Source organism: Amycolatopsis sp. CA-161197 (assembly GCF_050942255.1).
Classification (GTDB): Bacteria; Actinomycetota; Actinomycetes; order Mycobacteriales; family Pseudonocardiaceae; genus Amycolatopsis.
The window spans coordinates 9454533-9480339 of sequence record NZ_CP192059.1; the positions used below are offsets into that span (position 1 = coordinate 9454533).

General features: G+C 70.2%; 23 protein-coding genes. 14 read left to right on the forward strand and 9 right to left on the reverse strand.

Features of this window, described 5'->3' with window-relative positions:
* Positions 1-11: 11 nt before the first annotated feature.
* Positions 12-323: an integration host factor, actinobacterial type gene (gene mihF / locus ACQPXB_RS44865; protein ID WP_204093133.1), complete on the reverse strand. Its 312-nt coding sequence runs from the start codon at positions 321-323 to the stop codon at positions 12-14.
* 464 nt (positions 324-787) lie between these two features.
* On the opposite strand from mihF, the gene ACQPXB_RS44870 reads away from it, so the two are divergent.
* The 7 genes from ACQPXB_RS44870 to ACQPXB_RS44900 all read left to right on the forward strand — a co-directional run bounded on the left by ACQPXB_RS44870 (position 788) and on the right by ACQPXB_RS44900 (position 8505).
* Complete coding sequence (locus ACQPXB_RS44870) at positions 788-2416, forward strand: long-chain fatty acid--CoA ligase (RefSeq protein WP_432848067.1); 1629 nt, start codon at positions 788-790, stop codon at positions 2414-2416.
* 100 nt (positions 2417-2516) lie between these two features.
* A complete protein-coding gene (locus tag ACQPXB_RS44875; protein ID WP_432848069.1) occupies positions 2517-3821 on the forward strand; it encodes an ABC transporter substrate-binding protein in 1305 nt (434 codons plus the stop codon).
* Positions 3818-4732, forward strand: a complete 915-nt coding sequence (locus ACQPXB_RS44880; RefSeq protein WP_366584258.1) for a carbohydrate ABC transporter permease — start codon at positions 3818-3820, stop codon at positions 4730-4732. Before ACQPXB_RS44875 ends, ACQPXB_RS44880 begins: the two co-directional genes overlap by 4 nt.
* Positions 4733-4776: 44 nt before the next feature.
* Positions 4777-5559 (forward strand): carbohydrate ABC transporter permease, encoded by a 783-nt coding sequence (locus ACQPXB_RS44885; protein WP_366584353.1) that lies wholly within the window; start codon positions 4777-4779, stop codon positions 5557-5559.
* Positions 5560-5699: 140 nt separating this feature from the next.
* Positions 5700-6191 (forward strand): DUF4190 domain-containing protein, encoded by a 492-nt coding sequence (locus ACQPXB_RS44890; protein WP_432848071.1) that lies wholly within the window; start codon positions 5700-5702, stop codon positions 6189-6191.
* A 150-nt stretch (positions 6192-6341) separates the two neighbouring features.
* On the forward strand, positions 6342-8069 hold the full coding sequence (locus ACQPXB_RS44895; protein ID WP_432848073.1) for a TIGR03767 family metallophosphoesterase: 1728 nt from the start codon (positions 6342-6344) through the stop codon (positions 8067-8069).
* Between the two features lie 52 nt (positions 8070-8121).
* Entirely contained in the window at positions 8122-8505 is a 384-nt protein-coding gene (locus ACQPXB_RS44900) for a PaaI family thioesterase (protein ID WP_432848074.1), read from the forward strand.
* Here the strand turns inward: ACQPXB_RS44900 and ACQPXB_RS44905 are convergent.
* Complete coding sequence (locus ACQPXB_RS44905; protein ID WP_432848075.1) at positions 8502-9290, reverse strand: hypothetical protein; 789 nt, start codon at positions 9288-9290, stop codon at positions 8502-8504. The genes ACQPXB_RS44900 and ACQPXB_RS44905 overlap by 4 nt on opposite strands.
* A 122-nt stretch (positions 9291-9412) precedes the next feature.
* Here ACQPXB_RS44905 and ACQPXB_RS44910 point away from each other — a divergent pair, with 122 nt between their 5' ends.
* A complete protein-coding gene (locus ACQPXB_RS44910; protein WP_432848077.1) occupies positions 9413-10675 on the forward strand; it encodes a peptidase C39 family protein in 1263 nt (420 codons plus the stop codon).
* A 52-nt stretch (positions 10676-10727) separates the two neighbouring features.
* Here the strand turns inward: ACQPXB_RS44910 and ACQPXB_RS44915 are convergent, their stop codons facing one another.
* The 3 genes from ACQPXB_RS44915 to ACQPXB_RS44925 all read right to left on the reverse strand — a co-directional run bounded on the left by ACQPXB_RS44915 (position 10728) and on the right by ACQPXB_RS44925 (position 14348).
* A complete protein-coding gene (locus tag ACQPXB_RS44915; RefSeq protein ID WP_432857084.1) occupies positions 10728-11354 on the reverse strand; it encodes a gamma-glutamylcyclotransferase in 627 nt (208 codons plus the stop codon).
* Positions 11351-12448 (reverse strand): S-(hydroxymethyl)mycothiol dehydrogenase, encoded by a 1098-nt coding sequence (locus ACQPXB_RS44920; protein WP_285972164.1) that lies wholly within the window; start codon positions 12446-12448, stop codon positions 11351-11353. The genes ACQPXB_RS44915 and ACQPXB_RS44920 overlap by 4 nt, the downstream gene beginning before the upstream one ends.
* A 289-nt stretch (positions 12449-12737) precedes the next feature.
* Positions 12738-14348, reverse strand: a complete 1611-nt coding sequence (locus ACQPXB_RS44925) for an FAD-binding oxidoreductase (protein ID WP_432848080.1) — start codon at positions 14346-14348, stop codon at positions 12738-12740.
* A 16-nt stretch (positions 14349-14364) separates the two neighbouring features.
* Between ACQPXB_RS44925 and ACQPXB_RS44930 the strand changes: the two genes are divergently transcribed.
* From ACQPXB_RS44930 to ACQPXB_RS44950, 5 genes are all read left to right on the forward strand, one after another.
* Positions 14365-15009: a TetR/AcrR family transcriptional regulator gene (locus ACQPXB_RS44930; protein WP_432848082.1), complete on the forward strand. Its 645-nt coding sequence runs from the start codon at positions 14365-14367 to the stop codon at positions 15007-15009.
* A complete protein-coding gene (locus tag ACQPXB_RS44935; protein WP_432848084.1) occupies positions 15006-16541 on the forward strand; it encodes a glycerol-3-phosphate dehydrogenase/oxidase in 1536 nt (511 codons plus the stop codon). Before ACQPXB_RS44930 ends, ACQPXB_RS44935 begins: the two co-directional genes overlap by 4 nt.
* An 87-nt stretch (positions 16542-16628) precedes the next feature.
* Positions 16629-17540 (forward strand): ABC transporter ATP-binding protein, encoded by a 912-nt coding sequence (locus tag ACQPXB_RS44940; protein WP_432848086.1) that lies wholly within the window; start codon positions 16629-16631, stop codon positions 17538-17540.
* A complete protein-coding gene (locus ACQPXB_RS44945) occupies positions 17537-18730 on the forward strand; it encodes an ABC transporter permease (RefSeq protein ID WP_432848088.1) in 1194 nt (397 codons plus the stop codon). Before ACQPXB_RS44940 ends, ACQPXB_RS44945 begins: the two co-directional genes overlap by 4 nt.
* A gap of 68 nt (positions 18731-18798) precedes the next feature.
* On the forward strand, positions 18799-19968 hold the full coding sequence (locus ACQPXB_RS44950; protein ID WP_432848089.1) for a serine hydrolase domain-containing protein: 1170 nt from the start codon (positions 18799-18801) through the stop codon (positions 19966-19968).
* A gap of 40 nt (positions 19969-20008) precedes the next feature.
* Here ACQPXB_RS44950 and ACQPXB_RS44955 read toward each other — a convergent pair whose 3' ends face one another.
* The 4 genes from ACQPXB_RS44955 to ACQPXB_RS44970 all read right to left on the reverse strand — a co-directional run bounded on the left by ACQPXB_RS44955 (position 20009) and on the right by ACQPXB_RS44970 (position 24498).
* Positions 20009-21349, reverse strand: coding sequence for a cryptochrome/photolyase family protein (locus tag ACQPXB_RS44955; RefSeq protein WP_432848090.1), 1341 nt, complete (start codon positions 21347-21349; stop codon positions 20009-20011).
* Positions 21350-21419: 70 nt separating this feature from the next.
* The gene (locus ACQPXB_RS44960) at positions 21420-22736 is read right to left on the reverse strand and encodes a citrate synthase (RefSeq protein WP_364180397.1); all 1317 of its coding nucleotides are present in this window, start codon (positions 22734-22736) and stop codon (positions 21420-21422) included.
* Between the two features lie 191 nt (positions 22737-22927).
* Positions 22928-23869, reverse strand: a complete 942-nt coding sequence (locus ACQPXB_RS44965; RefSeq protein ID WP_366584245.1) for a carbohydrate kinase family protein — start codon at positions 23867-23869, stop codon at positions 22928-22930.
* Between the two features lie 41 nt (positions 23870-23910).
* Positions 23911-24498 (reverse strand): TetR/AcrR family transcriptional regulator, encoded by a 588-nt coding sequence (locus tag ACQPXB_RS44970; protein ID WP_366584244.1) that lies wholly within the window; start codon positions 24496-24498, stop codon positions 23911-23913.
* 126 nt (positions 24499-24624) lie between these two features.
* On the opposite strand from ACQPXB_RS44970, the gene ACQPXB_RS44975 reads away from it, so the two are divergent.
* Positions 24625-25770, forward strand: coding sequence for an acyl-CoA dehydrogenase family protein (locus ACQPXB_RS44975; RefSeq protein WP_366584243.1), 1146 nt, complete (start codon positions 24625-24627; stop codon positions 25768-25770).
* Positions 25771-25807 lie beyond the last annotated feature (37 nt).

Consider the following 25807-nt stretch of genomic DNA (forward strand, 5'->3'; position numbering starts at 1 on the left):
GTCCCGGAGTGCTACTTCAGCGCGTCGATCAGAGCTTCGCGCTGGCGCTCGCCGAGGCCCGCGGCCCGGCGGTCGGGGTCGATCCCCGCCTGCTCGAGCAGCGCGGCGACCTTGACCGCGCCCAGGCCGGGGACGGCCTTGAGCAGCTGGGTGACCTTCGTCTTCCCGATGGTCTTGTTCTCCTTGGCCTGCTTGAGCACCTTCTCGATGCTCGTGGTGCCGGACTTGATCGACGCGAGCAGCTCCGAACGCGCCTTACGAGCCTCTGCCGCCTTGGCGAGGGCCTCGGCGCGCTGCTCCGGAGTCAACGTGGGCAGAGCCAACGTAGTGTCCTTTCCTCTCAGGTCTCCGCTTGCGCGGCCGACGGCTTTTTTCCGATGCTTGCAAGCGCAAGCGCTGGCCAGCCGTCTCTTACCACGGCCCCAGTAAACGCCACACCCTCGAAGAGCGCGCAACCGACACGCACTTATCACCCTCCGACCACCCGGTGGACAAGTCACGAAGGGACCCCTCGCAGCCTGCGGAAACGTCAGACGTCCCTCGTTTTCGGCACCATTCCCTCACCCGAATGAGGCTCTATTTCAACACGGTTACGACGCCATTTTTTGTTGCCCTGCAAGGAAAATGCCGGTAGACAGTTGATCACGACCACGGGAGGCCGCCACCCGATACGGGGACGGCCGTGACCGAACGGTTGCCCGAGTTGACCATGCCCCGGCGCCCGGTCCGCCGTTAGAGTCGGCGGCACCCCAGTTCACCGGCGAACGAGCACCACGGGAGTTCACCCATGTTGAGCACGATGCAGGACGGGCAGCTTTCGCTGGCGAAGCTGCTGCGCCACGGCACCAAGGTCCACGCGCGGAGCGAAGTCATCACCTGGACCGGTTCAGAAGCCCGCCGGGAGACCTATGCCGAGCTCGGGCAGCACGCCGCCCGCCTGGCCAACGCGCTGCGCGGCCTCGGCGTGACGGGCGACCAGCGCGTCGGCACGTTCATGTGGAACAACGCGGAGCACCTGGCCGCCTACCTCGCCGTGCCGGCCATGGGCGCGGTGCTGCACACCCTGAACATCCGCCTGTTCCCCGAGCAGCTCACCTTCGTCGCGAACCACGCCGAGGACCACGTGGTGATCGTCGACGGCACCCTCGTGCCGCTGCTAGCCAAGCAGCTGCCGCACTTCACCACGGTCAAGCACGTGATCGTGGCCAATGGCGACGCCTCGACGCTGGAGGCGCCCGACGGCATCACCGTGCACTCCTACGACGAGCTGCTGGCCGCCCAGCCGAGCGAGTTCGACTGGCCCGAGATCGACGAGCGCTCGGCCGCCGCGATGTGCTACACGTCCGGCACGACGGGCGACCCGAAGGGCGTCGTTTACTCGCACCGCTCGATCTGGCTGCACTCGATGCAGGTCTGCATGACCGACAGCATGCGGCTGGCCCAGGAGGACACCGCGCTGGCGATCGTGCCGATGTTCCACGCGATGTCGTGGGGCCTGCCGTACGCGGCGATGATGGTCGGCGCGTCGCTGCTCATGCCCGACCGCTTCCTGCAGCCGGCGCCGATCTCGGCGATGCTGGCGGCCGAGAAGCCGACCTTCGCGGCGGCTGTGCCGACGATCTGGCAGGGCCTGCTCGCCCACCTCGACGCGAACCCGCAGGACATCTCCCACGTGCGCGAGGTCGTGGTCGGCGGGTCGGCGGCGCCGCCTTCGCTGATGCACGCGTTCGAGGAGCGCTACGACGTGCCGATCCTGCACGCGTGGGGCATGACCGAGACCTCGCCGCTGGGCAGCGTCGCGCGTCCGCCGGGCAGCGCGACCGGCGAGGAGCGCTGGGCCTACCGCTACACGCAGGGCCGGTTCCCGGCGTCGGTGGCCGCGCGGCTCATCGGCGACGACGGCGAAGAGCTGCCGTGGGACAACGAGGCCGTGGGCGAGCTCGAGGTGCAGGGCCCGTGGATCGCCGGTGCCTACTACGGCGGCGAGGCCATCGACCCGGAGAAGTTCCACGACGGCTGGCTGCGCACGGGTGACGTCGGCAAGATCAGCCCCGATGGCTACCTCACCCTCACCGACCGCGCCAAGGACGTGATCAAGTCCGGCGGCGAGTGGATCTCGTCGGTCGACCTGGAGAACCAGGTCATGGGGCACCCGGCCGTCGCCGAGGCGGCCGTGGTCGGCATCCCCGACGAGAAGTGGGACGAGCGCCCGCTGGTGGCCGTCGTGGTGAAGGAAGGCCAGAAGGTGACGGCGGAGGAGCTGCGCGACTACCTGACCGACAAGGTCGCGAAGTGGCAGCTGCCCGAGAACTGGACCTTCGTGGACGAAGTGCCCAAGACCAGCGTCGGCAAGTTCGACAAGAAGCGGATCCGCGCGTCCTACTCAGAGGGAAAGCTCGACATCTCACAGCTCTAACGGGTAATTCTCCGGCGAGTCGCGGATCATCCGGCGCCTGTCTTGAGGGAGTCTGACGCTCTCAAGACAGGCGTCGGAGCACGTCGGAGGAAGTACGGGGATGCAGTCACGCAGCAGGAGGTCGTTCCTCGCCCTGGCGGGAACGGCGGCAGTGGGCGCGGCCGCGGCCGCGTGCGGTTCGAACACCGGGCGCCCGGGCGACCCGCCGCCGTCCACGGCGATGTCGGCCGGACCACCGCCCTCGCAAGCACCCGCGAAGGTGACGCTGCAGCAGTGGTACCACGCGTACGGCGAAGACGGCGTGCAGGACGCCGTGCGCGGCTACGCGGCGTCGTACCCGGGCGCGACCGTCAAGGTGCAGTGGAACCCGGGCGACTACGACTCGAAGATCGTGACCGCGCTGCAGAACAGCGCCGTGCCCGACGTGTTCGAGGCCCAGGTGAAGATCGACTGGGTGCGCCAGAACCAGGTCGTGGCGCTCGACGACCTCATCGGCCCGGTGAAGAACGACTTCAGCCCCGCCGTGCTGGCCGCGCAGACCGTGGAGGGCAAGGTCTACGGCATCCCGCAGGCCACCGACACCCAGGTGCTCTTCTACCGCCCGAGCCTGCTGCAGGCCGCGGGCGTGCAGCCGCCGCAGACCGTCGACGAGCTGGTGGACGCCGCCGGCAAGCTCTCGCGCGACGGCGTGAAAGGCCTGTTCGCGGGGAACGACGGCGGCGTCGCCACGCTCACCGGCCCGCTGCTGTGGTCGGCCGGGCTCGACTACCTCAAGCCCGGCGGCCGCGAGGTCGGCTTCGACGACCCGCGCGCGGCCACCGCGTTGGGCAAGCTGCGCACGCTGAACGCCAACAGCTCCCTGCTGCTCGGCGCGCCCACCGACTGGTCCGACCCGGGCGCCTTCATCGACGGGCTGTGCGCGATGCAGTGGACCGGGCTGTGGAACATGCCGAAGATCCGCGACGCGTTCAACGACGACTTCGCCGTGCTGCCCTTCCCCAAGCTGGACAACAGCGGCGCACCTTCGGTGCCGGTGGGCGCGTACGGCGCGATGGTCAACGCGAAGAGCAAGCACGTGGCCGAGGCCAAGGCATTCGTGAAGTGGCTCTGGATCGACCAGACGGCCGACCAGCTGGAGTTCGCCACGCGTTTCGGCTTCCACGTGCCCGCGCGCCAGAGCCTCATCGACAAGGCCGACACGCTGCGCTCGGGCCCGGCCGCCGACGTCGCGCGGTTCGTGAAGGAGAACAGCCACCTCGTCGGCGGTCCCGTGTGGACCCAGCAGGCGAACACGGCGTTGTCCGACGCCGTCGCGAAGATCGCCAAGGAGGGCGCCGACCCGGTGGCGCAGACCAAGGCGGCGGTGACGGTCGCGCAGTCCGAGCTGAAGCGCTTGTTCGGATGAAGCTGTCCCGGAGGACCCGGGACACGCTGGCGTTCTGGGGATTCGTCGGCCCGTTCCTGATCGGGCTGGCCGTTTTCGCGTACCTGCCGATCGGCTGGAGCGTGTACCTGTCCTTCTTCGACGCGCGCAACACCGTGACGCCGAGTGTGTTCGTCGGGCTGGACAACTACGCGCACATGCTCACCGACGGGCCGTTCCTGGCCAGCCTGGGCACGTTCAGTGTGTTCGCGGTCGTGATCGTGCCGCTCACGTTCGTGCTGTCGCTCGCGCTCGCCGTGGGCGTGCACCAGCTGAGGTTCGCGCGCGCGTTCTTCCGGTCGGTGTTCTTCCTGCCGTTCGCGTGCTCGTACGTGGTGGCTTCGCTGATCTGGAAGACGTCGCTGTTCTCCGGCGTGCGCTACGGGCTCGCGAACACCGTGCTCGGCCTGTTCGGCGCCGACCCGGTGGCGTGGACGGGCACGGTCGACCCGCCGCTGTACTGGATCGTGCTGGTGACCGCGCGGCTGTGGCTGCAGCTGGGCTTCTACCTGATCCTGTTCCTCGCCGCGCTGCAACGGATTCCGGGCCAGCTCTACGAAGCGGCGTGGCTCGACGGCGCGAAGCCGGGCTGGCAGGTGTTCCGCCACATCACACTGCCGCAGCTGCGAGCGACGTCCGTGGCCGTGCTGCTGCTGAACCTGATCAACGCGTACCAGGCGTTCGACGAGTTCTACAACATCATGGGCGACTCCCGCGGTTATCCGCCGTTCGCGCGGCCGCCGCTGGTGTACCTGTACTACACGTCGCTGGGTTCGGGCGGCCAGGACCTGGGCCGCGGCAGCGCGGGCGCGGTGCTGCTGGCGTTGCTCATCGCGCTCGTGACGTTGCTGCAGGGTCGGCTGTTCCGCTTCGATCGCGGTGCCCTCTCGTGAACGGCGCTGTGGTGCGGGCCGTGCTGCGCTGGACCGCGCTGATCGTGGCGGCGGTGCTGTTCCTGCTGCCGTTCTACCTGCTGCTGCGCAACGGGCTCGCCTCACGCGCGGAGATCACCGCGCCGAACTGGACGCTGTGGCCCCGGCAGGTGCACTGGGAGAACTTCTCGCGGTTGTTCTCGCTGGAGGACGTGCCGTTCGCGCGGAGCCTGCTGAACTCGGCGGTCGTGGCGACGCTGCAGACGGTGGGGCTGCTGGTGATCTGCTCGCTCGCCGGCTACGGGTTCGCGCGGATCCCTTACCGGCACTCGAAAACCGTGTTCTACGCGGTGCTCGCGACGCTGATGATCCCGACGTCGGTCACGTTCGTGCCGAGCTTCGTCGTGGTGTCCACGCTGGGCTGGCTCTCGGACCTGCGGGGCCTGGTGATCCCGGGGTTGTTCAGCGCGTTCAGCGTGTTCCTGTTCCGCCAGTACTTCCTGGACTTCCCGCGTGAGCTGGAGGAAGCCGGCCGCGTAGACGGGCTCACGCGCTGGGGTGTGTTCCGGCGCATCGTGGTGCCGAACTCGCGCGGCTTCTTCGCCGCGATCGCCGTGATCTCGGTGATCGGCAGCTGGAACGCGTTCCTGTGGCCGCTGATCATCGCGCAGTCGCCGGACTCCTGGACGGTCCAGGTGGCGCTCTCCGGGCTGCTGACGTCGCAGAACCCGCAGCTGAACCTGCTCTTCCTCGCCGCGGCGGTGTCGATCCTGCCGATCGTGCTGCTGTTCGCGTTCCTGCAGCGTTACCTCGTGCGCGGGGTCACGGAGTCGGGGCTGAAGGGCTGAGCCGCGCGGCCGAGCACCGGGTCGGGCCACCCGATCCGGGACAACCCGATCGCGGTGGTCAATCCGCCGATTCCGCCCCCGACGACCACCCCATCCCCCATAAGCTCTTTGTACCCGACGTCCGGAACCTGGAGCGCCCGATGACCGATCCGTACCAGCAGCAGCCCCACCAAGAGGGCCAGTTCTACGGCGCCGACGGTTACCCGACGCCCCAGCAGCCCCAGCAGCAGCCCTCGGCGCCGCTGCCCGTGCCGTACTCCGCGCCTGTTTCGGGGCCGTATCCCGCGCCGTATTCAGGGCCGTACTCGGGACCGCAGCAAATGCCGTATGGGCCGTTCCCCGGCTACGTGCCGCTGCGGACGAGTGGTATGGCGATCGCGGGGATGATCATCGGGATCCTCGCGCTGATCACGTTCTGGGTGCCGTTCTGGGACGTCGTGGCGGCGTTCACGGCGATCGGGCTGTCGTGGGCCGGCATGGTGCAGGCGCAGAAGCCCGGTTACACGGGTCAGGGCATAGGGATCGCCGGGCTCGTGTGCGGGATCATCGCCGCGATCCCGGCGGTGATCTTCCTGGTGCTGTTCTTCGTGGCGATCGCGGCGACGAGCACGTCGTGCGCGTTCTACTGCTGAAGCCACACCTTCGTCGGGTAGCCGAACCCCGGTGGATGTGACAGTGTCAGCCGCACTGTCACGGTGAATGTGAGCGAGATTCATATTGCGTTCACCGGAGGTCCACCACCGTCCGGCAGCGTGCTGGGCAGCCGACACCGGGGAGCGAAGATGGCCCAGCTGACCAGGCGGACGTTCACCGCGGCAGGTGCCGCAGGCGTGGGGTTGCTGCTGTGCACCCCGACCGCCAACGCGCTGGACCGGGCGCTCAAGCGCACGGCCTCGCGCACCGTCAGCACCACCGGCACCACCCTGGAGCAGGTCGCCACCGCCGTCTCCCCCGGCACGGCCACGTACTCGCGCCTCACCGGCGGCCCCGGCTGGCCGCTCGTCGTCCGCGGCGAACTCGCCGCCCCGAAGGACGGCCGCGACGACCGCCGGACGGCGCTGGGCGCGTTCGTGCAGTTCACCGACCTGCACATCACCGACACCGAGTCGCCGGCGCGGTTCGAGTACCTGCACCCGTACGTCAGCTCGGCGCACCGGCCGCAGGAAGCCCTCGGCACGGCCGCGACGAGCGCGCTGGTGCAGCGGGTGAACAGCGTCGCGCAGGGACCGTTCACCGGCCGGCCGTTCGACTTCCTCGTGACCACCGGCGACAACACCGACAACCACGAGCTGCTGGAGCTCGACTGGTTCCTGACCAGCCTCAACGGCGGCGCGATCACCCCGAACTCCGGTGACCCCAGCCGGTACGAGGGGGTGCAGGCGTCGGGCAACGACGCGTTCTGGAACCCGTCGACCCCGCTCGACGACGACTACTCGAAGAAGGGCTTCCCGCAGCTGCCGGGCCTGCTCGAAGCGGGGATCGCGCCGTTCACCGCGCCGGGACTGGACGTGCCGTGGTTCTGCACGTTCGGCAACCACGACGACAGCGTGGTCGGCACCCTGCCGGAAGGCATCCCGGGCATCGAGGCCTGGTACACGAGCCGGTACAAGGTGATCGGCAAGGACGAGAGCACCGCGAAGAAGCTCGGGGCGGCCATCAACGGCGGCAAGAGCGTGCCGCTGACCGAGCTGTTCGGCGGCACCGGCACGATCCGCGAGGTCACGCCCGACGCGCGCCGGCGGCCGTTCACCACGGCGGAGTTCGTGACCGCGCACCTGGAGTCCGGCAACACCGGCCCCGGCCCGGTGGGCCACGGCTTTTCGGAGAACAACGCCGACGGGCGCGACGTCTACTACACGTTCCGCATCGCCCCGGGCGTCACCGGCATCAGCCTCGACACCACGACGCTGGGCGGTTTCGCCGACGGCTCGATCGGGCTCGGCCAGTTCAACTGGGTGGAGTCGACGCTCAAGCGCAACTGTTCGACGTACTACGACTTCTTCGGCCGCAAGGTCAAGCAGTCGGTGACCGACGAGCTGTTCGTGCTGTTCAGCCACCACACGAGCGACACCATGGGCAACCTCCTGCCCGACTCGCGCCACCTGCTGGAGCCGCGCCTGAACGGCGACGCGTTCGTGGGGCTGCTCAACCGCTTCCCGAACGTGGTGGCGTGGGTCAACGGCCACACGCACCTCAACAAGATCACCCCGCACGTCGGCAAGACGCCCGCGCAGAGCTTCTGGGAGATCAACACCGCCTCCCACGTCGACTTCCCGCAGCACGCGCGCATCCTCGAGCTGGCCGACAACGGCGACGGCACTCTGTCGATCTTCACCACCCTCATCGAAGCTGCCGCGCCCTACTCCGTGGACTACTCCGCGCGCACGCCTTCCGCCCTGGCTTCGCTCTACCGCGAGCTTTCGTACAACGACATCCACGTGGACCTGGGCCGCGTCGGCGCGGACGGCGACCACAACACGGAGCTGCTGCTCACCAACCCGCTCGGCTGATTACTTCGCGGGTAATCGACGCTGTGCGCCCGGCTGCGGTTAGGTGTTCGGCATGACCGAGCTGTTCCAGACCATGCCGTTCGCCGAGCGGCTGGGCATCGAGGCACTCTCGCAGGCCCCGGACCTCGTCCGCGCCCGCCTCGCGTGGGACGCCGCCCTGTGCACCCTCGGCGGCTCCCTCCACGGCGGCGTCCTCATGTCCCTGGCCGACTCGACGGGCGCGGTGTGCGCGTTCCTCAACCTGCCACCGGGCGCTTCGGGCACCACCACACTGGAGTCGAAGACCAACTTTCTGCGTGGGGTCCGCGCGGGGCACGCGGTCGCGTCATCCCGGCCACTGCACGCGGGCCGCCGCGTGATCGTCGTGGAAACCGAAATCCACGACGACGAGGGGAAACTGGTCGCGAAGGTGACCCAGACGCAGGCGGTGCTCTAGGCCGCCCACGGGAGCCGGACGGCTTCGAGCTCGGTGTCGTTGAGGAGTGTCCCGATCAGCTCCGGTGAGCCGGCGACCTTGGTGCCCCACAGGTCGTAGTCGGTGCAAAAGCACCACGAGTGGTCCGCGGCCCAGACGTTGGACGGGCTGAAACAGGTCTCGGGGTCGTCGTAGAGGACCGCGGCATCGCCGAGGCGTCCGGTGAGGACCCGGACGGTTTCGTAGTCCTCGAACCGCCGAGTTGCCGGGCCGAAGAAGGCAACGCACGGGGTGTCGGGACCACTGTGTTCGACGAGGAGGCCGATCAGCCGGGTCCAGGTCTCGCGATCCAGGGCACCCTCGGTGGGCGGAATGATGTCGAGGGGCCAGCTGTCGTCCTTCGTGGCCGAGGGGAAGCACCGGAAACAGGGCAGCAGCCCGTCCGGCACGATCGGATCACCGACACGTTCGGCGAGTTCCGCCCAGCGCAGCCGCCGCCGGCCGGGCCCCGGGTGCTCCGCGCGGCCCAGCCCACCGCCCATGGTCACCGAGACGGCGTCGAGGTCGAAGTCGCCGATCATGTGCGGTTCGACGACGCCTTCGGCGATCTGCGCCTGGTGGTGTTCGTGGTAGGTGAGGTCCGCCGGGCCTCGCTCGTGCTCGTAGAGGGCGTTGAGCACCCAGGCGGCGTCCGGCATCGCGGGCGGCATGAATCCGGTCAGGCCGTCTTCGCCGGAAAGCTCGCGCAGCCAGTCGACGGCGGTGGCCGGCGCGGGTGACCACAGCTCGGTCAAGGCGTTGAGCACGCGCTCATTGTTCCGGCAACCACCACCGATTTCGCCGCCTTGCTCTGGTCGGCTCTTTACGAACCCGCCTCGACCGGCGAAAATCTCTCGCTACGACTGGGGTCTCGGGGACGGAGCACGGCATGCGGGTGCGGAGCTTGATCACGCTATTGTCCATCGCCATGGTGACGGCAGGAGCGACGCAGGTCGCCGACGCGGCGCCGGTGCGTCCGGCGAACGACGAGGCGATCAACTACCACGAGTGGTCCGGCGGGGCGTTCGCCGCGGGCCGCCTCGACGGGCTGGGGCTGGGGCGCGACGGTCTGCGCATCACGCGGCCCGCGGGCACCGTCGAGCACTCCGAGCCGGGGCTGGGCACGACGAAGACCTACGAGTACGGCTCGTGGACGTCGCCGCTGTTCCGGCAGGGGTTCGACGCGACGCAGCTCATCGCGTCGTGGAACGCGCTGACGCCGGCGAAGACGTGGCTGGAGGTCGAGGCGAAGGGCCGCACGTCGGCGGGCGTGGAGACGACCTGGTACGTGATGGGCCGCTGGGCCAGCGGCGACGCCGACATCCAGCGCAGGAGCGTCGACGGCCAGAGTGACGACAACGCGTCGGTGGACGTCGACACGCTGGCGACGAAGACGGGGGTCACGCTGCGCTCGTACCAGCTGCGCGTGAGCCTCTACCGCGAGGCGGGCACGCGGGTGACCCCGACGGTGTCCACGCTCGGCGCCGTGACCTCGAACGTCCCGGACCGCTTCGACGTGGCGACCACCAAGCCGGGCCGCGCGCGGGGCATCGAGCTGAAGGTGCCGGCGTACGCGCAGAACATCCACAAAGGACAGTTCCCGCAGTACGGTGGCGGCGGCGAGGCCTGGTGCAGCCCGACGTCCACCGAAATGGTCGCCGAGTACTGGGGCAAGAAGCCGACCGCGCAGCAGATGAGCTGGATCCCGTCGGACTACCTCGACCCGTCCGTCGTCTACGCCGCGCGAAACACCTACGACTACGCCTACGACGGCACCGGCAACTGGCCGTTCAACACCGCGTACGCCGCTTCACTCGGCCTGCGCGGTCACATCACGCGCCTGCACGACCTCAACGAGCTCGAGGACTACATCGCCCGCGGCATCCCCGTGATCACCTCGCAGTCCTTCCTCTCCGACGAGCTCGACGGCGCCGGCTACGGCACGTCCGGCCACATCATGGTCGTCGTCGGCTTCACCCAGGCCGGCGACGTGATCGTCAACGACCCAGCCTCCAGCACCGACGCCCGCGTGCGCAACGTGTACAAGCGCGACCAGTTCGAGAAGATCTGGCAGCGCACGAAGCGCTACACGGCGGACGGCAGCGTGGCCGGTGGGCCGGGCGGAGTGGTCTACATCGTGACGCCGGCCTGAGCCGCGCAGACACCGACGGCGGGACCCGGGCGGATCGAACGGCGCAAGCTGCTCAGCTGAAGATCTGCTCCGGTTCCACCACCGTGCACTTCAGGCCGTGCTCGCCCGCGGGCTCGCCGAGGAGCAGGGCGGCCTCGGCCTGGGGGACGTCGGCGACGCGGACCGGGTGGCCGTCGACGAGGAGCGGGTAGCGGACGGCCGACGCGCCGACGTAGGCGTGGACACCCTCGACGCGCGCGCCGTCGGAGGTCTCGACGGAGTAGCCGTCCAGGTGGGCGAGGTGGTAGCGGGTGCCGCGGCCTTCGCAGACGTCGAGGACCGCGCGTTGCTCCGGCGTGACGAACCACAGGAAGTGGTGCTCGGCGCCCGGCAGTGCGGTGAGGGTGGCGGGGCGCTGGTCGTCGACCTTGCGTAGCCCGGAGGCCCACACCGCGGCCAGCCCGGTGCACCGCACACGGACGGCCACGACAGGACCGGTCAGGCCGAGCTCGTCACGCAGCCAGGTGATCTTCGACGGGCACGCGTTGGAGCCGTACGCCAAGACGGGCAGGCGGTCGCGCCAGCCGGCCGGCGCGGACGAAAGGGGATAACCGGCGCCGTCGACGTGGACGAACGACGTACCCGGCCGTGCCCCGGGGTAGGGGACGGCCGGGTAGTCGGCGTCGGTGAAAAGCCTCAGAACTCCACCACGCTGCGGAGGACGTCGCCGTGGTGCATGCGCTCGAACGCCTGCTCCACGTCGCCGACGCCGATGCGCTCGGTCACGAACTTGTCCAGCGGCAGCCGGCCCTGCAGGTACAGGTCGACGAGCATGGGGAAGTCGCGCGAGGGCAGGCAGTCGCCGTACCAGGAGGACTTCAGCGAGCCTCCGCGGCCGAAGAAGTCGATGAGGGGCAGGTCGTTGAGGCGCATGTCCGGCGTCGGCACGCCGACCAGCACGACGGTGCCCGCGAGGTCACGGCCGTAGAACGCCTGCTTCCACGTCTCGGGCCGGCCGACGGCGTCGATGACCACGTCGGGGCCGAACGAGTGCGTGGCGTCCTGCATGGCCGCCACCACCGCGTCCTGGCTGAGGCCCTTGCTGTTCACGGTGTGCGTGGCGCCGAAGCCCTTGGCCCATTCGAGCTTCCGGTCGTCGGTGTCGATGGCGATGATCGTGGTCGCGCCGGCCAGCTGAGCGCCCGCGATGGCCGCGTCGCCCACGCCGCCGCAGCCGATCACGGCCACGGAGTCACCGCGCGTCACCGCGCCGGTGTTGATGGCCGCGCCGAGGCCCGCCATCACGCCGCAGCCGAGCAGGCCTGCCACCGCGGGTTCGGCTCGCTCGTCCACCTTCGTGCACTGTCCACTGTGGACGAGCGTCTTCTCGAGGAACGCCCCGATGCCCAGCGCGGGCGACAGCTTCGTGCCGTCGGTGAGCGTCATCGGCTGCTCGGCGTTGAACGTGGAGAAGCAGTACCACGGCTTGCCGCGCTTGCACGCCCGGCACGTGCCGCAGACGGCGCGCCAGTTGAGGATCACGTAGTCGCCGGGCGCGATGTCCGTGACCCCGGCGCCGACCTTGTCGACCCGGCCCGCGGCCTCGTGGCCGAGCAGGAACGGGAAGTCGTCGTTGATCCCGCCCTCGCGGTAGTGCAGGTCGGTGTGGCAGACCCCGCAGGCCTGCACCGACACGACCGCCTCGCCCGGACCCGGGTCCGGCACCACCACGGTCTCGAGCGCCACCGGCTCGCCCTTCGCGCGGGACACGATCCCCTGGACCTCGTACGGCATGCGCTCACCCTTCCCTGCACCATTGCTTTGCCGGGGCAGCTAATCACGGAACATGCACACGTGGCCATACCACGATGCGTGGGTGTCGCATCTCGGCGACGAAGTGCACGGGATTGTTTTCACTCTCGGCAAACGGGGGTTGTGCTCCAGCCGAGCCGCGGGTCGGGATCGCCCGGACGGTGCGGAACCCCGTCGGCTCGCGGGAAAGCCGCTCGTCCCGTGCCGGGTCCGCCAGGCGGGGGCTCACGTCGACGCCGGCCACGCGAGCTCCATGGCCGGTCGAGCCGGCTCAGCCGAGCAGTTTTCCCGGGTTCAGGATCCCCGTCGGGTCGACCGCGGATTTCGCGGCGCGCAGCACGGACAGCCCCAGCGCGCCGATCTCCGGCTCCAGGTAAGGCGCGTGGTCGACGCCCACGGCGTGGTGGTGCGTGATCGTGCCGAGACCGACGATCGCCTCCGAGGCGGCATGCTTGGCGCGCTGCCACTGGCCGACCGGGTCGGTGTCGTCGCGGGAGGTCAGGACGGTGAAGTAGAGCGACGCGCCGGTCTCGTAGACGTGCGAGACGTGGCACATCACGATGGCGCGGCCGAGCGAGGCGACCAGGGCCGCGCGGACGGCGTCGTGCAGGTCGTCGAGCCGGGACCAGTACGCGGCGGTCTCCAGGGTCTCGACACACACCCCCAGGTCCATCAACGCGTCGCGCTGGCGCGGGCCCGAGAAGCGGCCGTGGCGCCACGACTCGCCGAGCGCCGTGCCGATCCGCACGGCGCCCGCGCGGCGAAGGAACCGTGCCGTGCGCCGGCGGCGGGCCTGGACGTCGCGTTCCCAGCCGACGATCAGCAGACACGGGTGCTTCACACCCCGAGCGGCCAGGTACGCCCGCAGTGCGGAAGTCTTCAGGCCGGCGTTCAGCGCGAACGACACCGCCGTCTCGTCCACATCGGACAGACGCGTGACGTCGGCGGTCGCGTGGTTCTGGGCGAGGGCGCGCATGGCCTCGGAACCACGCTCCCAGCCGTCGACCACCCAGCCCTCGTACCGGCGCGAGTCGGGCACCGGCCGCACGCGCACCGCGACCTCGGTGATCACGCCGAGTGCGCCCTCGCTGCCCACCGCGAGCTGCCGCAGGTCCGGCCCCGCCGCCGACGCGGGCGCGACCCCGAGCCGCCACTCGCCCTGCGGCGTCGCCACGCGGACGCCGGCGACCATGTCCTCGAAGCGGCCGTAGCCCGCCGACACCTGCCCGGCCGAGCGCGTCGCCGCGAAGCCGCCGATGGTCGCGCGCTCGAACGACTGCGGCACGTGGCCCAGCGTGAACCCGTGCTCACCCAGCAGCCGCTCGGCCTCGGGCCCGCGCACGCCGGCCTGCAGCACGGCGAGATGCGACTGCTCGTCCACCGACACCAGCGCGTCGAGCCGCACCAGGTCGAGCGCGATCACCGCCGCCTTGTCGCCGCGCAGCGCCGCGACGCCGCCGACCACCGACGTGCCTCCGCCGAACGGCACGACCCCCACGTCGTGGCGCACACAGACCTCGAGCACGGTCTGCACCTGCTCGGGCGAAGCGGGCAGCACCACGGCGTCGGGCGCGGGCACCGAGTCGCCAAGTCGACGGTGCAGCAGGTCCAGATAGGACAGACCACCCGCGCGCTCGAGCCGCGAGCCGGCGTCGACCAGCACGTTCTCCGCGCCGACCACGGCCGCGAGGTCCTCGCGGGCCTGGCCGGGAAGGACCGAACCGGTCAGGTTCGGGACGGAATCCGGCTTTCGCCCTCGATCAGCACCCACCGGGCCGATACGCTGGCCGAGCCACCGGACCGCCCGATCGGGCAGCGAGGCGGCGCCAGCGCCGTCGCCGGTCCACGACTGCCGGATGCGGTGGTTTATGAGATCACTCACGACTACAGTGTGACATATGGACGTCAAACGTCACTCCCCACCGGGGGAGACTCCCTCGGCCCTCGCGGGGGCCCGCAGCCGGCAGACTTCGGCGCGCGTTGCCGACGACGTGCTGCTCGACGCCGCGCGCGAGTGCGTGCTCGCGGTCGGCGTCCGGCGCACCACGCTCGCCGAGATCGCGCGCACCGCGCGCGTGAGCCGCATGACCGTGTACCGCCGGTTCCCCGACGTGCGCAGTGTGCTCGCCGCGCTGATGACGCGCGAGTTCAGCGGCCTGCTCAAACACGCCAGCCACGCGGGCGACGACGCGACCAGCACTCGTGAGCGCCTCGTGCTCATCGCGGCGGCCGGCGTCAGCGCTTTGGCGGCCGACCCCCTGTTCCGCACGCTGCTGGACGTCGACCCGGAGCTCGTGCTGCCCTACATCGTGGAGCGGCTCGGGGCCACGCAGATCTTCGCCGAACAGGTGCTGCGCTCGCTGCTGGAGGCCGGGCACCGCGACGGTTCCGTGCGCAAGGCCGAGGTCACCGCGCAGGCGCGCTCGATCATGCTGGTCGTGCAGTCCTTCGCGTTCTCCCTGCGGCCCGCCACCGCGGACCTCGACGAGCAGGCGTTGCTCGACGAGTTCCGGTACCTCGTCGACGCAGCGCTCAAGCCATGAGTACGGGTTCACTCAACGCACGCCGCCGCGAACGTGAGCTCGACCGGCTCACGAACGGTGAGCGAGTCGACGTCATAGTCGTCGGCGGCGGCGTCACCGGCGCGGGCATCGCGCTCGACGCGGCGGCTCGCGGGCTGTCGGTCGCGCTGATCGAGGCCCACGACCTGGCGTTCGGCACCTCCCGCTGGTCGAGCAAGCTCGTGCACGGCGGCCTGCGCTACCTCGCGAAGGGCGAGTTCGGACTCGCGCACGAGAGCGCCGTCGAGCGCGGGATCCTGATGACGCGGACCGCGCCGCACCTCACGCGCGCCATGCCGCAGCTGTTCCCCTTGTACCCCAGCACTTCCCGCGCGCAGCAGACCGTGATCGCCACCGGTCTGCGCGCGGGTGACGCGCTGCGGCGAGCCGCCCGCACGCCGTCGTCGGTGCTGCCGCGACCCCGGCAGATCCCGGTGGCCGAGGCCGTCGCGCTGGCGCCGGGCCTCGCCCCCGCCGGCCTGCGCGGTGCCCTGCTCGCCTACGACGGCGCCCTGGTCGACGACGCGCGCCTGGTCGTGAACCTCGCCCGCACGGCCGCGCTGCTGGGCGCCCGGATCCTCACGCACCTGGAGGCCGTGTCGCTTTCGGGCACCGGCGTACGCGTGCGCGAAGGCTCGGCGGAGTACGACCTCCACGCGCGCCAGGTCGTCAACGCGACCGGCGTCTGGGCGGGCACGCTCACCGACGCCGTGCGGCTGCGGCCGTCGCGCGGTTCGCACCTGGTCCTCGCCTCGGGCGCCGCCTCGGTGGGCGGGACGTCGGTGAACGTCGCCGTGCCCGGGGAAAGCAACCGGTTCGTCTTCCTGCTGCCGCAGGTCGACGGCCGCGTCTACTTGGGACTCACCGACGAGCCCATCGAGGGTGAGATCCCGCCGGTGCCCGAGGTTCCGGAGTCCGATGTGGACTTCCTGCTGTCCGTGGCGTCCTCGGTGCTCGCCCGGCCGCTGACCCGCGCCGACGTGATCGGCTCCTACGCCGGCCTGCGTCCCCTGGTCGCCGGTTCCGCAGGCAGCAGCGCCGACCTCTCGCGCAAACACGCCGTGGTCACCGGCACCGACGGCGTGCTCACCGTGGTCGGCGGCAAGCTCACCACCTACCGCCGCATGGCCGAGGACGCCGTCGACGCGGCACTGGCGCACTCGGGCCTGCACGCCGGTCCGTCGCGCACCGCGCGGCTGCCGTTGCTCGGCGCGGCCCCGCGCGCAAGACTGTCCCTTGTGGACGCTCCGGCCCGCCTGGTCGCCAAGTACGGCACGGAAGCTCCCCGCGTCGCCGCCCTGGGCGAGGTCGACCGGGCGTTCGCCGCTCCGCTTTTCGACGGCACGCAGATCACCGCGGCGGAGGTCGTCTGGGCCGTCCGTCACGAAGGCGCCTTGGACGTCGAAGACGTGCTCGAACGCCGCACCCGCCTGTCGCTCGTGCCCGCCGAGGCCGAGGCCGCCCGCGCCCGCGTGGCGGAGCTCGTGGAGAAGGCCCTGGCCGGACTGTCCTGAACAGCGGGAGAGGGCCCGCGCCGTTCGCTAGAGTTGGCGGCGCGGGACTCACCACTGTCCACACAGGTGCTCGGAGAGGGGGCGGTTTTGCCCGGAGGAGCACTCGAGATCGACGCGATCTCCAAGCGCTACGGCCGCAAGGTCGCCCTCGACGGCGTGACGTTCGACGTGCGGCCGGGTGAGCTGTTCGGCTTCGTCGGCAGCAACGGCGCCGGCAAGACCACCACCATGCGCATCGCGCTCGGCGTGCTCGCCGCCGACTCCGGCCAGGTCCGCTTCGCGGGCGAGCCGGTGACCCACGAAACCCGCACGCGCATCGGGTACATGCCCGAGGAGCGCGGTTTGTACCCGAAGATGAAGGTGCTCGACCAGCTCGTGTTCCTCGCGGAGCTCCACGGCCTGAGCACCAACGACGCCCACCGCGCCACCGAGCTGTGGCTCGCGCGGCTGGGGCTGGGCGAGCGCCGCAAGGACGAGGTGCAGAAGCTCAGCCTCGGCAACCAGCAGCGCGTGCAGCTCGCGGCCGCGCTCGTGCACGATCCCGACGTGCTGGTGCTCGACGAGCCGTTCTCCGGCCTCGACCCGATCGCCGTCGACGTGATGAGCGTGGTGCTGCGCGAGAAGGCGGCCACCGGCGTGCCCGTGGTGTTCTCCAGCCACCAGCTCGACCTGGTCGAGCGCCTGTGCGACCGCGTCGGCATCATCCGCGACGGGCGCATGGTCGCCGTCGGCACGGTCGAGGACCTCACACGCGGGGCCGGCAGCCGGCTCGTCGTCACGGCGCCGGGCGCGCGGCCCGGCTGGGCGTCGACGGTGCCCGGCGCGCGCGTGGTCGAGTCTTCCGGCGCCACGACGGTGCTGGAGCTGGCTTCGAGCGCCGACGACCAGGCCGTGCTCGCCGCCGCGCTGGCCACCGGGCCGGTCACGGAGTTCAGCCGGCAGCGGCGTTCGCTCACGGAGCTGTTCCGCGACGCCGTCGCCCAGCGGGGCCCGGCGTGAGCCGCATCAGCGCCGCGCGGGCCGTGCGGCTCGTGGCGAAACGCGAGGTCAACACCCGGCTGCGCACCCGCGCGTTCGTGGTCAGCACGGCGGTGTTGTTGCTGCTGCTTGTCGGGTATGTGGCGCTGCAGGCGTTTCTCATCGGGTCCGGCACCACGACGAAGGTCGCGCTCACGGGTCAAGCGCAAGGGATCGCACAGCAGCTGCAGCTCGCCGGCAAGGCCGGTGGGGAGACGATCGAGGTGGTCACCGTCGCGTCCGAAGCGGACGGGCTCGCGCAGGTGCGCAGCGGTGACGTCGACGCGCTCGTGTCCGGAAGCGCCTCGCGGCTTCGAGTCACCGTGAAGTCCACTGTGGACCCAACTTTGCAGCACACGCTCGACGGGATCGTGCAGCAGCAAGTGCTCGACGCGCAGCTCTCGGCCGCACACCTCGACCCGGTCGCGGTGCACCAGGCCGTGTCCGCGGCCCACGTCGACGTGCTGCCGCTGGAGAACCGCGATCCGCGGGCCGGGCAGAAGCTCGTGGTCGGCGTCGTCGTGGCGGTGTTGCTGTACCTGAGCATCATCACCTACGGAATGCTCGTGGCGCAGGGCGTCGTCGAGGAGAAGTCGAGCCGGGTCGTGGAGATCCTGCTGTCCGCTGTGCGGCCGTGGCACCTGTTGCTGGGCAAGGTGATCGGGCTCGGGCTCGTCGGGCTGGCGCAGCTCGGGATCCTCGCCGTGGTCGGGCTCCTCGCCGCGCTGGGCACCGGCGTGCTGGGGTCGATCTCGGGCATCGCCGTCGGCGCCGTGGTGTGGGGTGTCGTCTGGTACCTGCTCGGTTTCCTGCTCTACGCCATGATCTACGGCGCGGCCGGCTCGCTCGTCTCGCGCCTGGAGGACACGCAGTCGGTGGTGGCGCCGGTGAACATCGCGCTGGTCATCGGGTTCGTCGCGGGCATCAACCTCCTCACGCAGTCGCCCGACGGCGCGGCGACCAAGATCCTCTCGCTCATCCCGCTGCTGTCACCGGTGCTGATGCCGGCGCGCATCGCCACGGGTTCGGCCGCGCCGTGGGAGATCGTGCTGTCGCTGGTGCTGACCGCGGCACTGATCGCGCTCGTGACGTGGGTCGGGGCGCGGATCTACCGCAACGGGGTGCTGCGAGTCGGCAGCCGGGTGAAGCTTCTCCAAGCTCTGCGGGGCTGACCCTTAGGTAGCCGAGCCCGGGTTTCTCCCCGATGGCAGGTCCTTCGCAAGTCGAAAGACTCGCTGTCATGAAGAGAAACCCGCTGATCCGCATCGCCGCGGCCGCGAGCGCCGCCCTCCTGCTCACCGCCGCCGTGACCCCCGCCGCGCTCGCCGAGCCCACGTCGTACTCGGGCTCCGCTGTGCCCTCGAAGAACACGCTGCCGCCGATGAACCCGGCCTCGCTGGCGGGCGCCATCGCGGGCCTGCCCAACGCCCAGGCCACGGGCGCGCTCGTGCAGGTCCGTGGCTCGGCCGGTGCGTGGAGCGGCGTGTCCGGGACCGCCGACCTGACCACCGGGGCACCCGTCCCGGCGAACGCGCACTTCCGCATCGGCAGCATCACCAAGACGTTCACCGCCGTCGTCGTGCTCCAGCTCGCGGCCGAGCACCGCCTCGACCTCGACGCGCCGGTGCAGCGCTACCTGCCGGGCCTGCTGCCCGCGAACTACCCGCGGATCACCGTCGCGCAGCTGCTCAACCACACCAGCGGCCTGCCCGGCGTCGACCTGCCCGAGGATCCACAGTGGATCGTCGACCACCGCTACACCGTTTTCACCCCGCAGCAGGTGCTGGCCACGGCGTTCCAGCACGACCTGGTGTTCGCACCCGGCACGAGCCAGCAGTACACGAACACCAACTACCTCGTCGCCGGGCTGCTGATCGAGAAGCTCACCCACCGGTCGTACGGCGACGAGGTGCGCGACCGCGTCCTGCGCCCGCTCGGCCTGCGCGACACGTCCGTGCCCGGCAACGACCCGAACCTGCCCGCGCCGTACGCCCACGGCTACCAGGTCGTGAACGGGCAGCTCGTGGACCTGACCCGCATGAACCAGTCGATCCCGTGGGCCGCGGGCGAGATGATCTCCACGACCGCCGATCTCGACAAGTTCCTGATCGCCCTCTTCCAGGGCCGGCTCGTGCCGAAACCGGTGCTGCAGCGCATGTTCACGGTGCCGAACGTGACCACCTTCGGCACCGACGACCCCGCGATCTACAGCCAGGGCCTGATGACCTCGACCGTCAACGGCGTCACCGTCTGGGGCAAGACCGGTAGCCGCTACGGCTACACCAACGGCATCTGGGCCACCCGCGACCTGCAGCGCCGCGCGGTCTACTCGATCAACACCACGGACAAGGACTTCGACGGCCAGCCCGAGATCGTGCAGAAGCTCGCGCTCGCCATCGGCGGTCTCTGAGGCCACGGACGGCCCGGCCCCGGAGGTTCGGGCCGTCAACTCAGGACCCGGTGATCGCTCCGTATCGTTGCAACGCGACCTGGCGTTCGTGCGCGTGATCCACCAACGGCGCCGGATAACCCGACGGCCGCTCCTTGAGCTTGTGCACCGCTTTCCCCGCCACGTCACGGAGTTCCGGCACATAACGGCGCACGTAGTCGCCGTCCGGATCGAACTTCTCCCCCTGCGTGGTCGGGTTGAAGACACGGAAGTAGGGCGCGGCATCGGTGCCCGAGCCCGCGACCCACTGCCAGTTCAGCTGGTTGGAGGCGAGGTCACCGTCCACGAGGTGCCGCATGAAATGCCGGGCGCCCCACCACCACGGCAGGTGCAGGTCCTTCACGAGGAAACTCGCCACGACCATCCGGACGCGGTTGTGCATCCAGCCTTCCGCGAGGAGCTGACGCATGCCGGCGTCGACGATCGGGTAGCCGGTGCGGCCGGCGCACCACGCGTCGAACGCGGCCGAATCGGAGTCGTGGTCCATGCGGTCGAAGCGCGAGTCGTAGTTCTCCCGGGCGGTTTCCGGGCGGTGCCACAGAACGTCCGCGTGGAACTCGCGCCAGCACAGCTCCGAGCGCAACGCCTGGGCGCCGTCGCCGGAGTCACCCGCCAAGTCTGCGAGCATCGTGCGCGGGTGGATGGCACCCCAGCGCAGGTACGGCGACATTCGCGTGGTGCCGGCCCGGTCGGGACGGTCGCGGTCGGTGGCGTAGGACCGCACACCCGAGTCCAGGAAATCGTGCCAAGCCGAGAGTGCCGCCGTTTCACCCGGCGCAGGCAAAGCCATATCGCCGAGGTCCGGAAGCGCGGGGAGCTTCCGCGACCCGGAAGGCGAAACCCAGTCCACAAGGGACGCACCCGTGTCCGCCGGCCGCCGCCAGCCGTGTCGCGTCCACGCGCGGTGGAACGGCGTGAACACCCGGTACGGATCGCCGTCCGGTTTGGTCACCCGCCCCGGCGCCACCGCGTACGGCGACCCGGTGACGACCCACGAAATGTCGTGCTCTGCCAAGGCTTTCGCCACGGCGTCATCACGACGGCGGCCATACGGCCCGAAGTCGGCGCTCACGTGCACCGCCGACGCGTCCACCGACCGCGCCACCCGCACGACTTCGGTCACCGGATCGCCGTGGACCACCATCAGCCGGCCGTCCAGTGCGGCGTCCAGCGATTCCAGACACCCCAACAGAAACGCCCGCCGCGGCGCGCCCGAAGGCTTCAGCAGCTTCTCGTCGAGCACGTACATCGCCAGCACCGGCTCGCCGGCCTCCGCGGCCGCCAGCAGCGCCGCGTGGTCGCCGAGCCGCAGGTCTCGCCGGAACCACAGCACGCTCGTCATACCCACCAACGCTAAACGCCCCGCCGTGCGGCTGCACGGCGGGGCGTTCAGAACAATTCAGAGCGGGAACTCAGCGCTCCGAGATCGACTTGTAGTCGCGCGACGCGTGACCGGTGTAGATCTGGCGCGGGCGCCCGATCTTGGTCTGCGGGTCGTTGATCATCTCGCGCCAGTGCGCGATCCAGCCGGGGAGCCGGCCGAGCGCGAACAGCACGGTGAAGAACTTCGTCGGGAACCCGAGCGCCCGGTAGATCAGGCCGGTGTAGAAGTCCACGTTCGGGTACAGCTTGCGCTCGACGAAGTAGTCGTCGGAAAGCGCCGTCTCCTCGAGCTTCTTGGCGATGTCGAGCAGCTGGTCGCCGCCCGCGATCTTGCCGAGGATCTCGTCGGCGGTGTTCTTGATGATCTTCGCGCGCGGGTCGTAGTTCTTGTAGACCCGGTGCCCGAAGCCCATGAGCTTGACACCCTTTTCCTTGTTCTTCACGCGGTTCACGAACGAGGCGACGTCGCCGCCCTCGTCGCGAATGCCCTCGAGCATGTCGAGAACGGCCGCGTTGGCACCGCCGTGGAGCGGGCCGAACAGGGCGTTGATGCCCGCCGAGATGCTGGCGAACAGGTTCGCCTCCGACGAGCCGACCAGACGCACCGTCGACGTCGAGCAGTTCTGCTCGTGGTCGGCGTGCAGGATGAACAGCAGGTCGAGCGCCTTGGCGACGGCCGGGTCCACCTCGTACGGCTCCGCGGGGAAGCCGAAGGTCATCCGCAGGAAGTTCTCCACCAGGCCCAGCGAGTTGTCCGGGTACAGCAGCGGCTGGCCCACGGACTTCTTGTACGCGTAGGCAGCCAGGGTCGGCACCTTCGCGAGCAGGCGGATGGTGGACAGCTCCACGTTGGGCTCGTCGAACGGGTTCAGCGAGTCCTGGTAGAAGGTCGACAGCGCCGAGACCGCGCTCGACAGCACGGGCATCGGGTGCGCGTCGCGCGGGAAGCCCGAGAAGAAGGCCTTCAGGTCTTCGTGCAGCAGCGTGTGCCGCTGGATCTTCTCGGTGAAGTCGGCGAGCTGGGCCTCGGTGGGCAGCTCACCGTAGATGAGCAGGTAGGACACCTCGATGAAGCTGGACTTCTCGGCGAGCTGCTCGATCGGGTATCCGCGGTAGCGCAGGATGCCCGCATCACCGTCGATGTAGGTGATGGCCGACGACGCGGCACCGGTGTTCACGAACCCGGGGTCGTAAGTGATGTACCCCGTCTGCGCGAGCAGCTTCCCCAGCTCGATCCCGGGTGCGCCCTCCACCGGCTGGACGACCTTGAATTCGTGCTCGCCACTCGGCAGGCGCAGCGTCGCGGTTTCGCCGCCGGACTGCCCCGCATTCGTCGCGTCGGACATGCAGGTCCCTCTCACGTTGGCACGGGCCGGCGGCGCCTGTACGTTCCACAGGTAGCCACGTGTTCACGCGAGGAAACACGCGCCTCGCTGCACACCGCCCCGCTGGGGTATGAATTCCCCCCTACGCTAGTCGAAATAAGGGTGTGCGCGCAGCCGCTGCGTTGCCCTCAATAGCCCCTTTGGGACCAGGTTCACACGGTGGAAGCCATTTCCCGCGCCGTCGGCGGCTCCGCGCCGCTGCGCGAGACGGTGATCGAGGCCGCTTTCGCGGCGTAGCCGAGCGCCTCGCGCCACGCGTCGGCGTCGAGTGCGGCCAGGTCACGGACCTCGCGGGTGTGCAACCACGCCAGCAACGCACCCTGAACGGTGTCGCCTGCCCCGATCGTGTCGACCACCGGTACCCGCCGCGAAGGCACGTGGGCCAGCTCACCTGCGGCGGTGATCACGGACAGGCCTTCGGCGCCGCGGGTCAGGACAACCGCGTCCACACCGGACTCGACCCAGGTCTTCGCGGCCGCCACCGGATCGGCGCCTTCCGTGAGCCACGCCGCATCGTCGTCGGAGATCTTCAGCAACCGGACATCGGGAAGCCACGACGCGAACCGTGCGCGGTAGGCGGCCGGGTCGGCGATGAGCGCCTCGCGGATGTTCGGGTCGAGCGCGGTGAGCGTGCCGCGTGCGGCCTCGCGGCGCAGCATCGCTTCATAGGCGCTGGCGCCGGGCTCCAGCACCAGGCCGAGCGTGCCGAGCGAAAGGGCGGTGGCGTCGTCGGGCAGCGTGCCCGGGTCGCGCACCAGCCGGTCGGCTGTGCCCTCGACGTAGAAGGTGTAACGAGCGGCACCCGTTTGGTCCAGTGCCACCACGGCGAGCGTGGTCGGCTCGTCGCCGCGCTGCAGCAGCGAGGTGTCCACGCCGGAGTCGACGAGCCGGTCGACGAGCGCGACGCCGAAGCGGTCGGTGGACACGCGGGACAGGAACGACGAAGGCACCCCGAGCCGCGCAGCGGCCAGCGCGACGTTGTAGGGCCCGCCACCCAGCCGGGGCAGCAGGGCGCGCAGCCCACCGTCCACATTGGAGTCCAACGGTTCACCCGGAACGAGGTCGACCAGCGCCTCTCCACCCACCACGATCACGAGCGCGAGTGTAGAGGACCTGTTCTTGACAAATCCTGTCCTCAGTCCTTGTTCAACCCACCGAGGAGCAGCTCCCCGAGGGCGGTGAACGCCTCGGCGTCGGACACGTCGGTGCGGCGCCCGAGCACGCCGGTCTGGATGCCCTCGACGATCAGGCCCGTCATCTCGGCGACGAGGCGCGCGTGCACGTCGCGGAACACGCCGTCGGCCACGCCCTTGTCGATGAACGCGCGGATGCGGCGGGCGGCGGCGCGGCTGTTGAGCTGGTAGGTGTCGCGGGCCGGCTCGAACTGCGCGATGTCGGTCATGAACGCGGGCGACGCGCGGTTCAGGTGCTCCGAGACGCCGGCGAGGTACTCCCCGATCAGCTTGCGCGCGTCGTCGATGCCCTCGATGCGGGTCTCGATGCGCTTCGCGGCGCCCCGGAAGAAGTGGGCGACGACCTTGACGGCGAGCTGCTCCTTGCTGGGGGCGAGCGCGTAGAGGGTCGACTTCGAGCAGCGCAGGCGGGCGGCCAGGTCGTCGAGCGTGAAGCCGGCGAAACCCTCCGCGAGGAACAGTGCCTCGAGCTCGGCGAGCAGCGCCTGCTGCCGCGCCGTCGGGCGACGACGGGCTTCGGGTTCGGTCATTTCTGGGCCACCAGCTTTCGTGATCCAGTCACTATCCCCTATTCGTGCGGGACAGCTCCGACCTCTATACGGTACTCTCAAACGGCCCCCAGTACTGTTTTCAGTACTCCTGCCACTGGAGGAGCCATGCCGGCGGAACGTTTGCTGCCCACGCCCGAGGCCGAGGACCTGCTCGCGCTGGTCAGGGAGATCGCGCGCGACGAGCTGAAACCGCGCGCTTCGGCGGCCGAGGAGGCCGAGGAGTTCCCGCGCGACGCGTTCACCCTGCTGGGCAAGTCCGGGCTGCTGGGGCTGCCGTACGCGGAGCGCTGGGGTGGCGCCGACCTGCCGTACGAGGTGTACCTGCAGGCGCTGGAGGAGATCGCCGCCGCGTGGATGACCGTCGGCGTGGGGCTGTCGGTGCACACGATGTCCTGCTACGCGCTGGCCCACTACGGCACCGACGAGCAGCGCGAACAGTGGCTGCCGGACATGCTCGGCGGCTCGCTGCTGGGCGCGTACGCCCTGTCCGAGACCCAGGCCGGCTCCGACGCGGCCGCTTTGTCGACCCGGGCCCGCCGCGACGGCGACGACTACGTGGTCAACGGCACCAAGGCCTGGATCACCCACGCGGGCGCCGCCGACTTCTACACCACCATGGTCCGCACGAGCGACGACGGCGGCCACGGCATCTCGTGCCTGCTCGTCGACGGCGCCACCCCTGGCCTGTCGGCGGCGCCTCGCGAACGCAAGATGGGCCTGACCGGCTCCCCGACGGCCCAGATGATCTTCGACAACGCCCGGGTTTCGTCGTCGCGCTTGATCGGCGACGAGGGGTCGGGCCTGAAGATCGCCCTGTCGTCCCTGAGCTCGGGCCGCCTCGGCATCGCCGCCTGCGCCGTGGGCCTGGCCCAGGCCGCCCTGGACGAGGCCGTCGCCTACGCGAAGGGCCGCACCCAGTTCGGCAAGCCCATCATCGAGTTCCAGGGCCTGGAGTTCCTGCTCGCCGACATGGCCGCCAGCGTCGAATCCGCCCGCGCGACCTACCTCGACGCCGCCCGCCGCCGCGACCGCGGCCTCGACTTCCAGCGCCAGTCGTCCATCGCGAAGCTCGTCGCCACCGACGGCGCCATGAAGGTGACCACCGACGCCGTCCAGGTCCTCGGCGGCGCCGGCTACACGCGCGACTTCCCGGTCGAGCGCTACATGCGGGAGGCGAAGGTCCCCCAGATCTTCGAGGGGACGAACCAGATCCAGCGCGTGGTGATCGCGAGGGCGCTGAAGGCTTCCTAGGCCGCGCTTCGTGGGTACTGCCGGCCGAAGCGGGCAG

Coding starts and splice junctions, on each gene's coding strand:
- ACQPXB_RS44960 (WP_364180397.1), bottom strand. CDS start 22,736: ATGTCCGACGCGACGAATGCGGGGCAGTCCGGCGGCGAAACCGCGACG.
- ACQPXB_RS44955 (WP_432848090.1), bottom strand. CDS start 21,349: ATGACGAGCGTGCTGTGGTTCCGGCGAGACCTGCGGCTCGGCGACCAC.
- ACQPXB_RS44880 (WP_366584258.1), top strand. CDS start 3,818: ATGAAGCTGTCCCGGAGGACCCGGGACACGCTGGCGTTCTGGGGATTC.
- ACQPXB_RS44935 (WP_432848084.1), top strand. CDS start 15,006: ATGAGTACGGGTTCACTCAACGCACGCCGCCGCGAACGTGAGCTCGAC.
- ACQPXB_RS44895 (WP_432848073.1), top strand. CDS start 6,342: ATGGCCCAGCTGACCAGGCGGACGTTCACCGCGGCAGGTGCCGCAGGC.
- ACQPXB_RS44930 (WP_432848082.1), top strand. CDS start 14,365: ATGGACGTCAAACGTCACTCCCCACCGGGGGAGACTCCCTCGGCCCTC.
- ACQPXB_RS44910 (WP_432848077.1), top strand. CDS start 9,413: ATGCGGGTGCGGAGCTTGATCACGCTATTGTCCATCGCCATGGTGACG.
- ACQPXB_RS44890 (WP_432848071.1), top strand. CDS start 5,700: ATGACCGATCCGTACCAGCAGCAGCCCCACCAAGAGGGCCAGTTCTAC.
- ACQPXB_RS44975 (WP_366584243.1), top strand. CDS start 24,625: ATGCCGGCGGAACGTTTGCTGCCCACGCCCGAGGCCGAGGACCTGCTC.
- ACQPXB_RS44900 (WP_432848074.1), top strand. CDS start 8,122: ATGACCGAGCTGTTCCAGACCATGCCGTTCGCCGAGCGGCTGGGCATC.
- ACQPXB_RS44950 (WP_432848089.1), top strand. CDS start 18,799: ATGAAGAGAAACCCGCTGATCCGCATCGCCGCGGCCGCGAGCGCCGCC.
- ACQPXB_RS44870 (WP_432848067.1), top strand. CDS start 788: ATGTTGAGCACGATGCAGGACGGGCAGCTTTCGCTGGCGAAGCTGCTG.
- ACQPXB_RS44970 (WP_366584244.1), bottom strand. CDS start 24,498: ATGACCGAACCCGAAGCCCGTCGTCGCCCGACGGCGCGGCAGCAGGCG.
- ACQPXB_RS44875 (WP_432848069.1), top strand. CDS start 2,517: ATGCAGTCACGCAGCAGGAGGTCGTTCCTCGCCCTGGCGGGAACGGCG.
- ACQPXB_RS44920 (WP_285972164.1), bottom strand. CDS start 12,448: ATGCCGTACGAGGTCCAGGGGATCGTGTCCCGCGCGAAGGGCGAGCCG.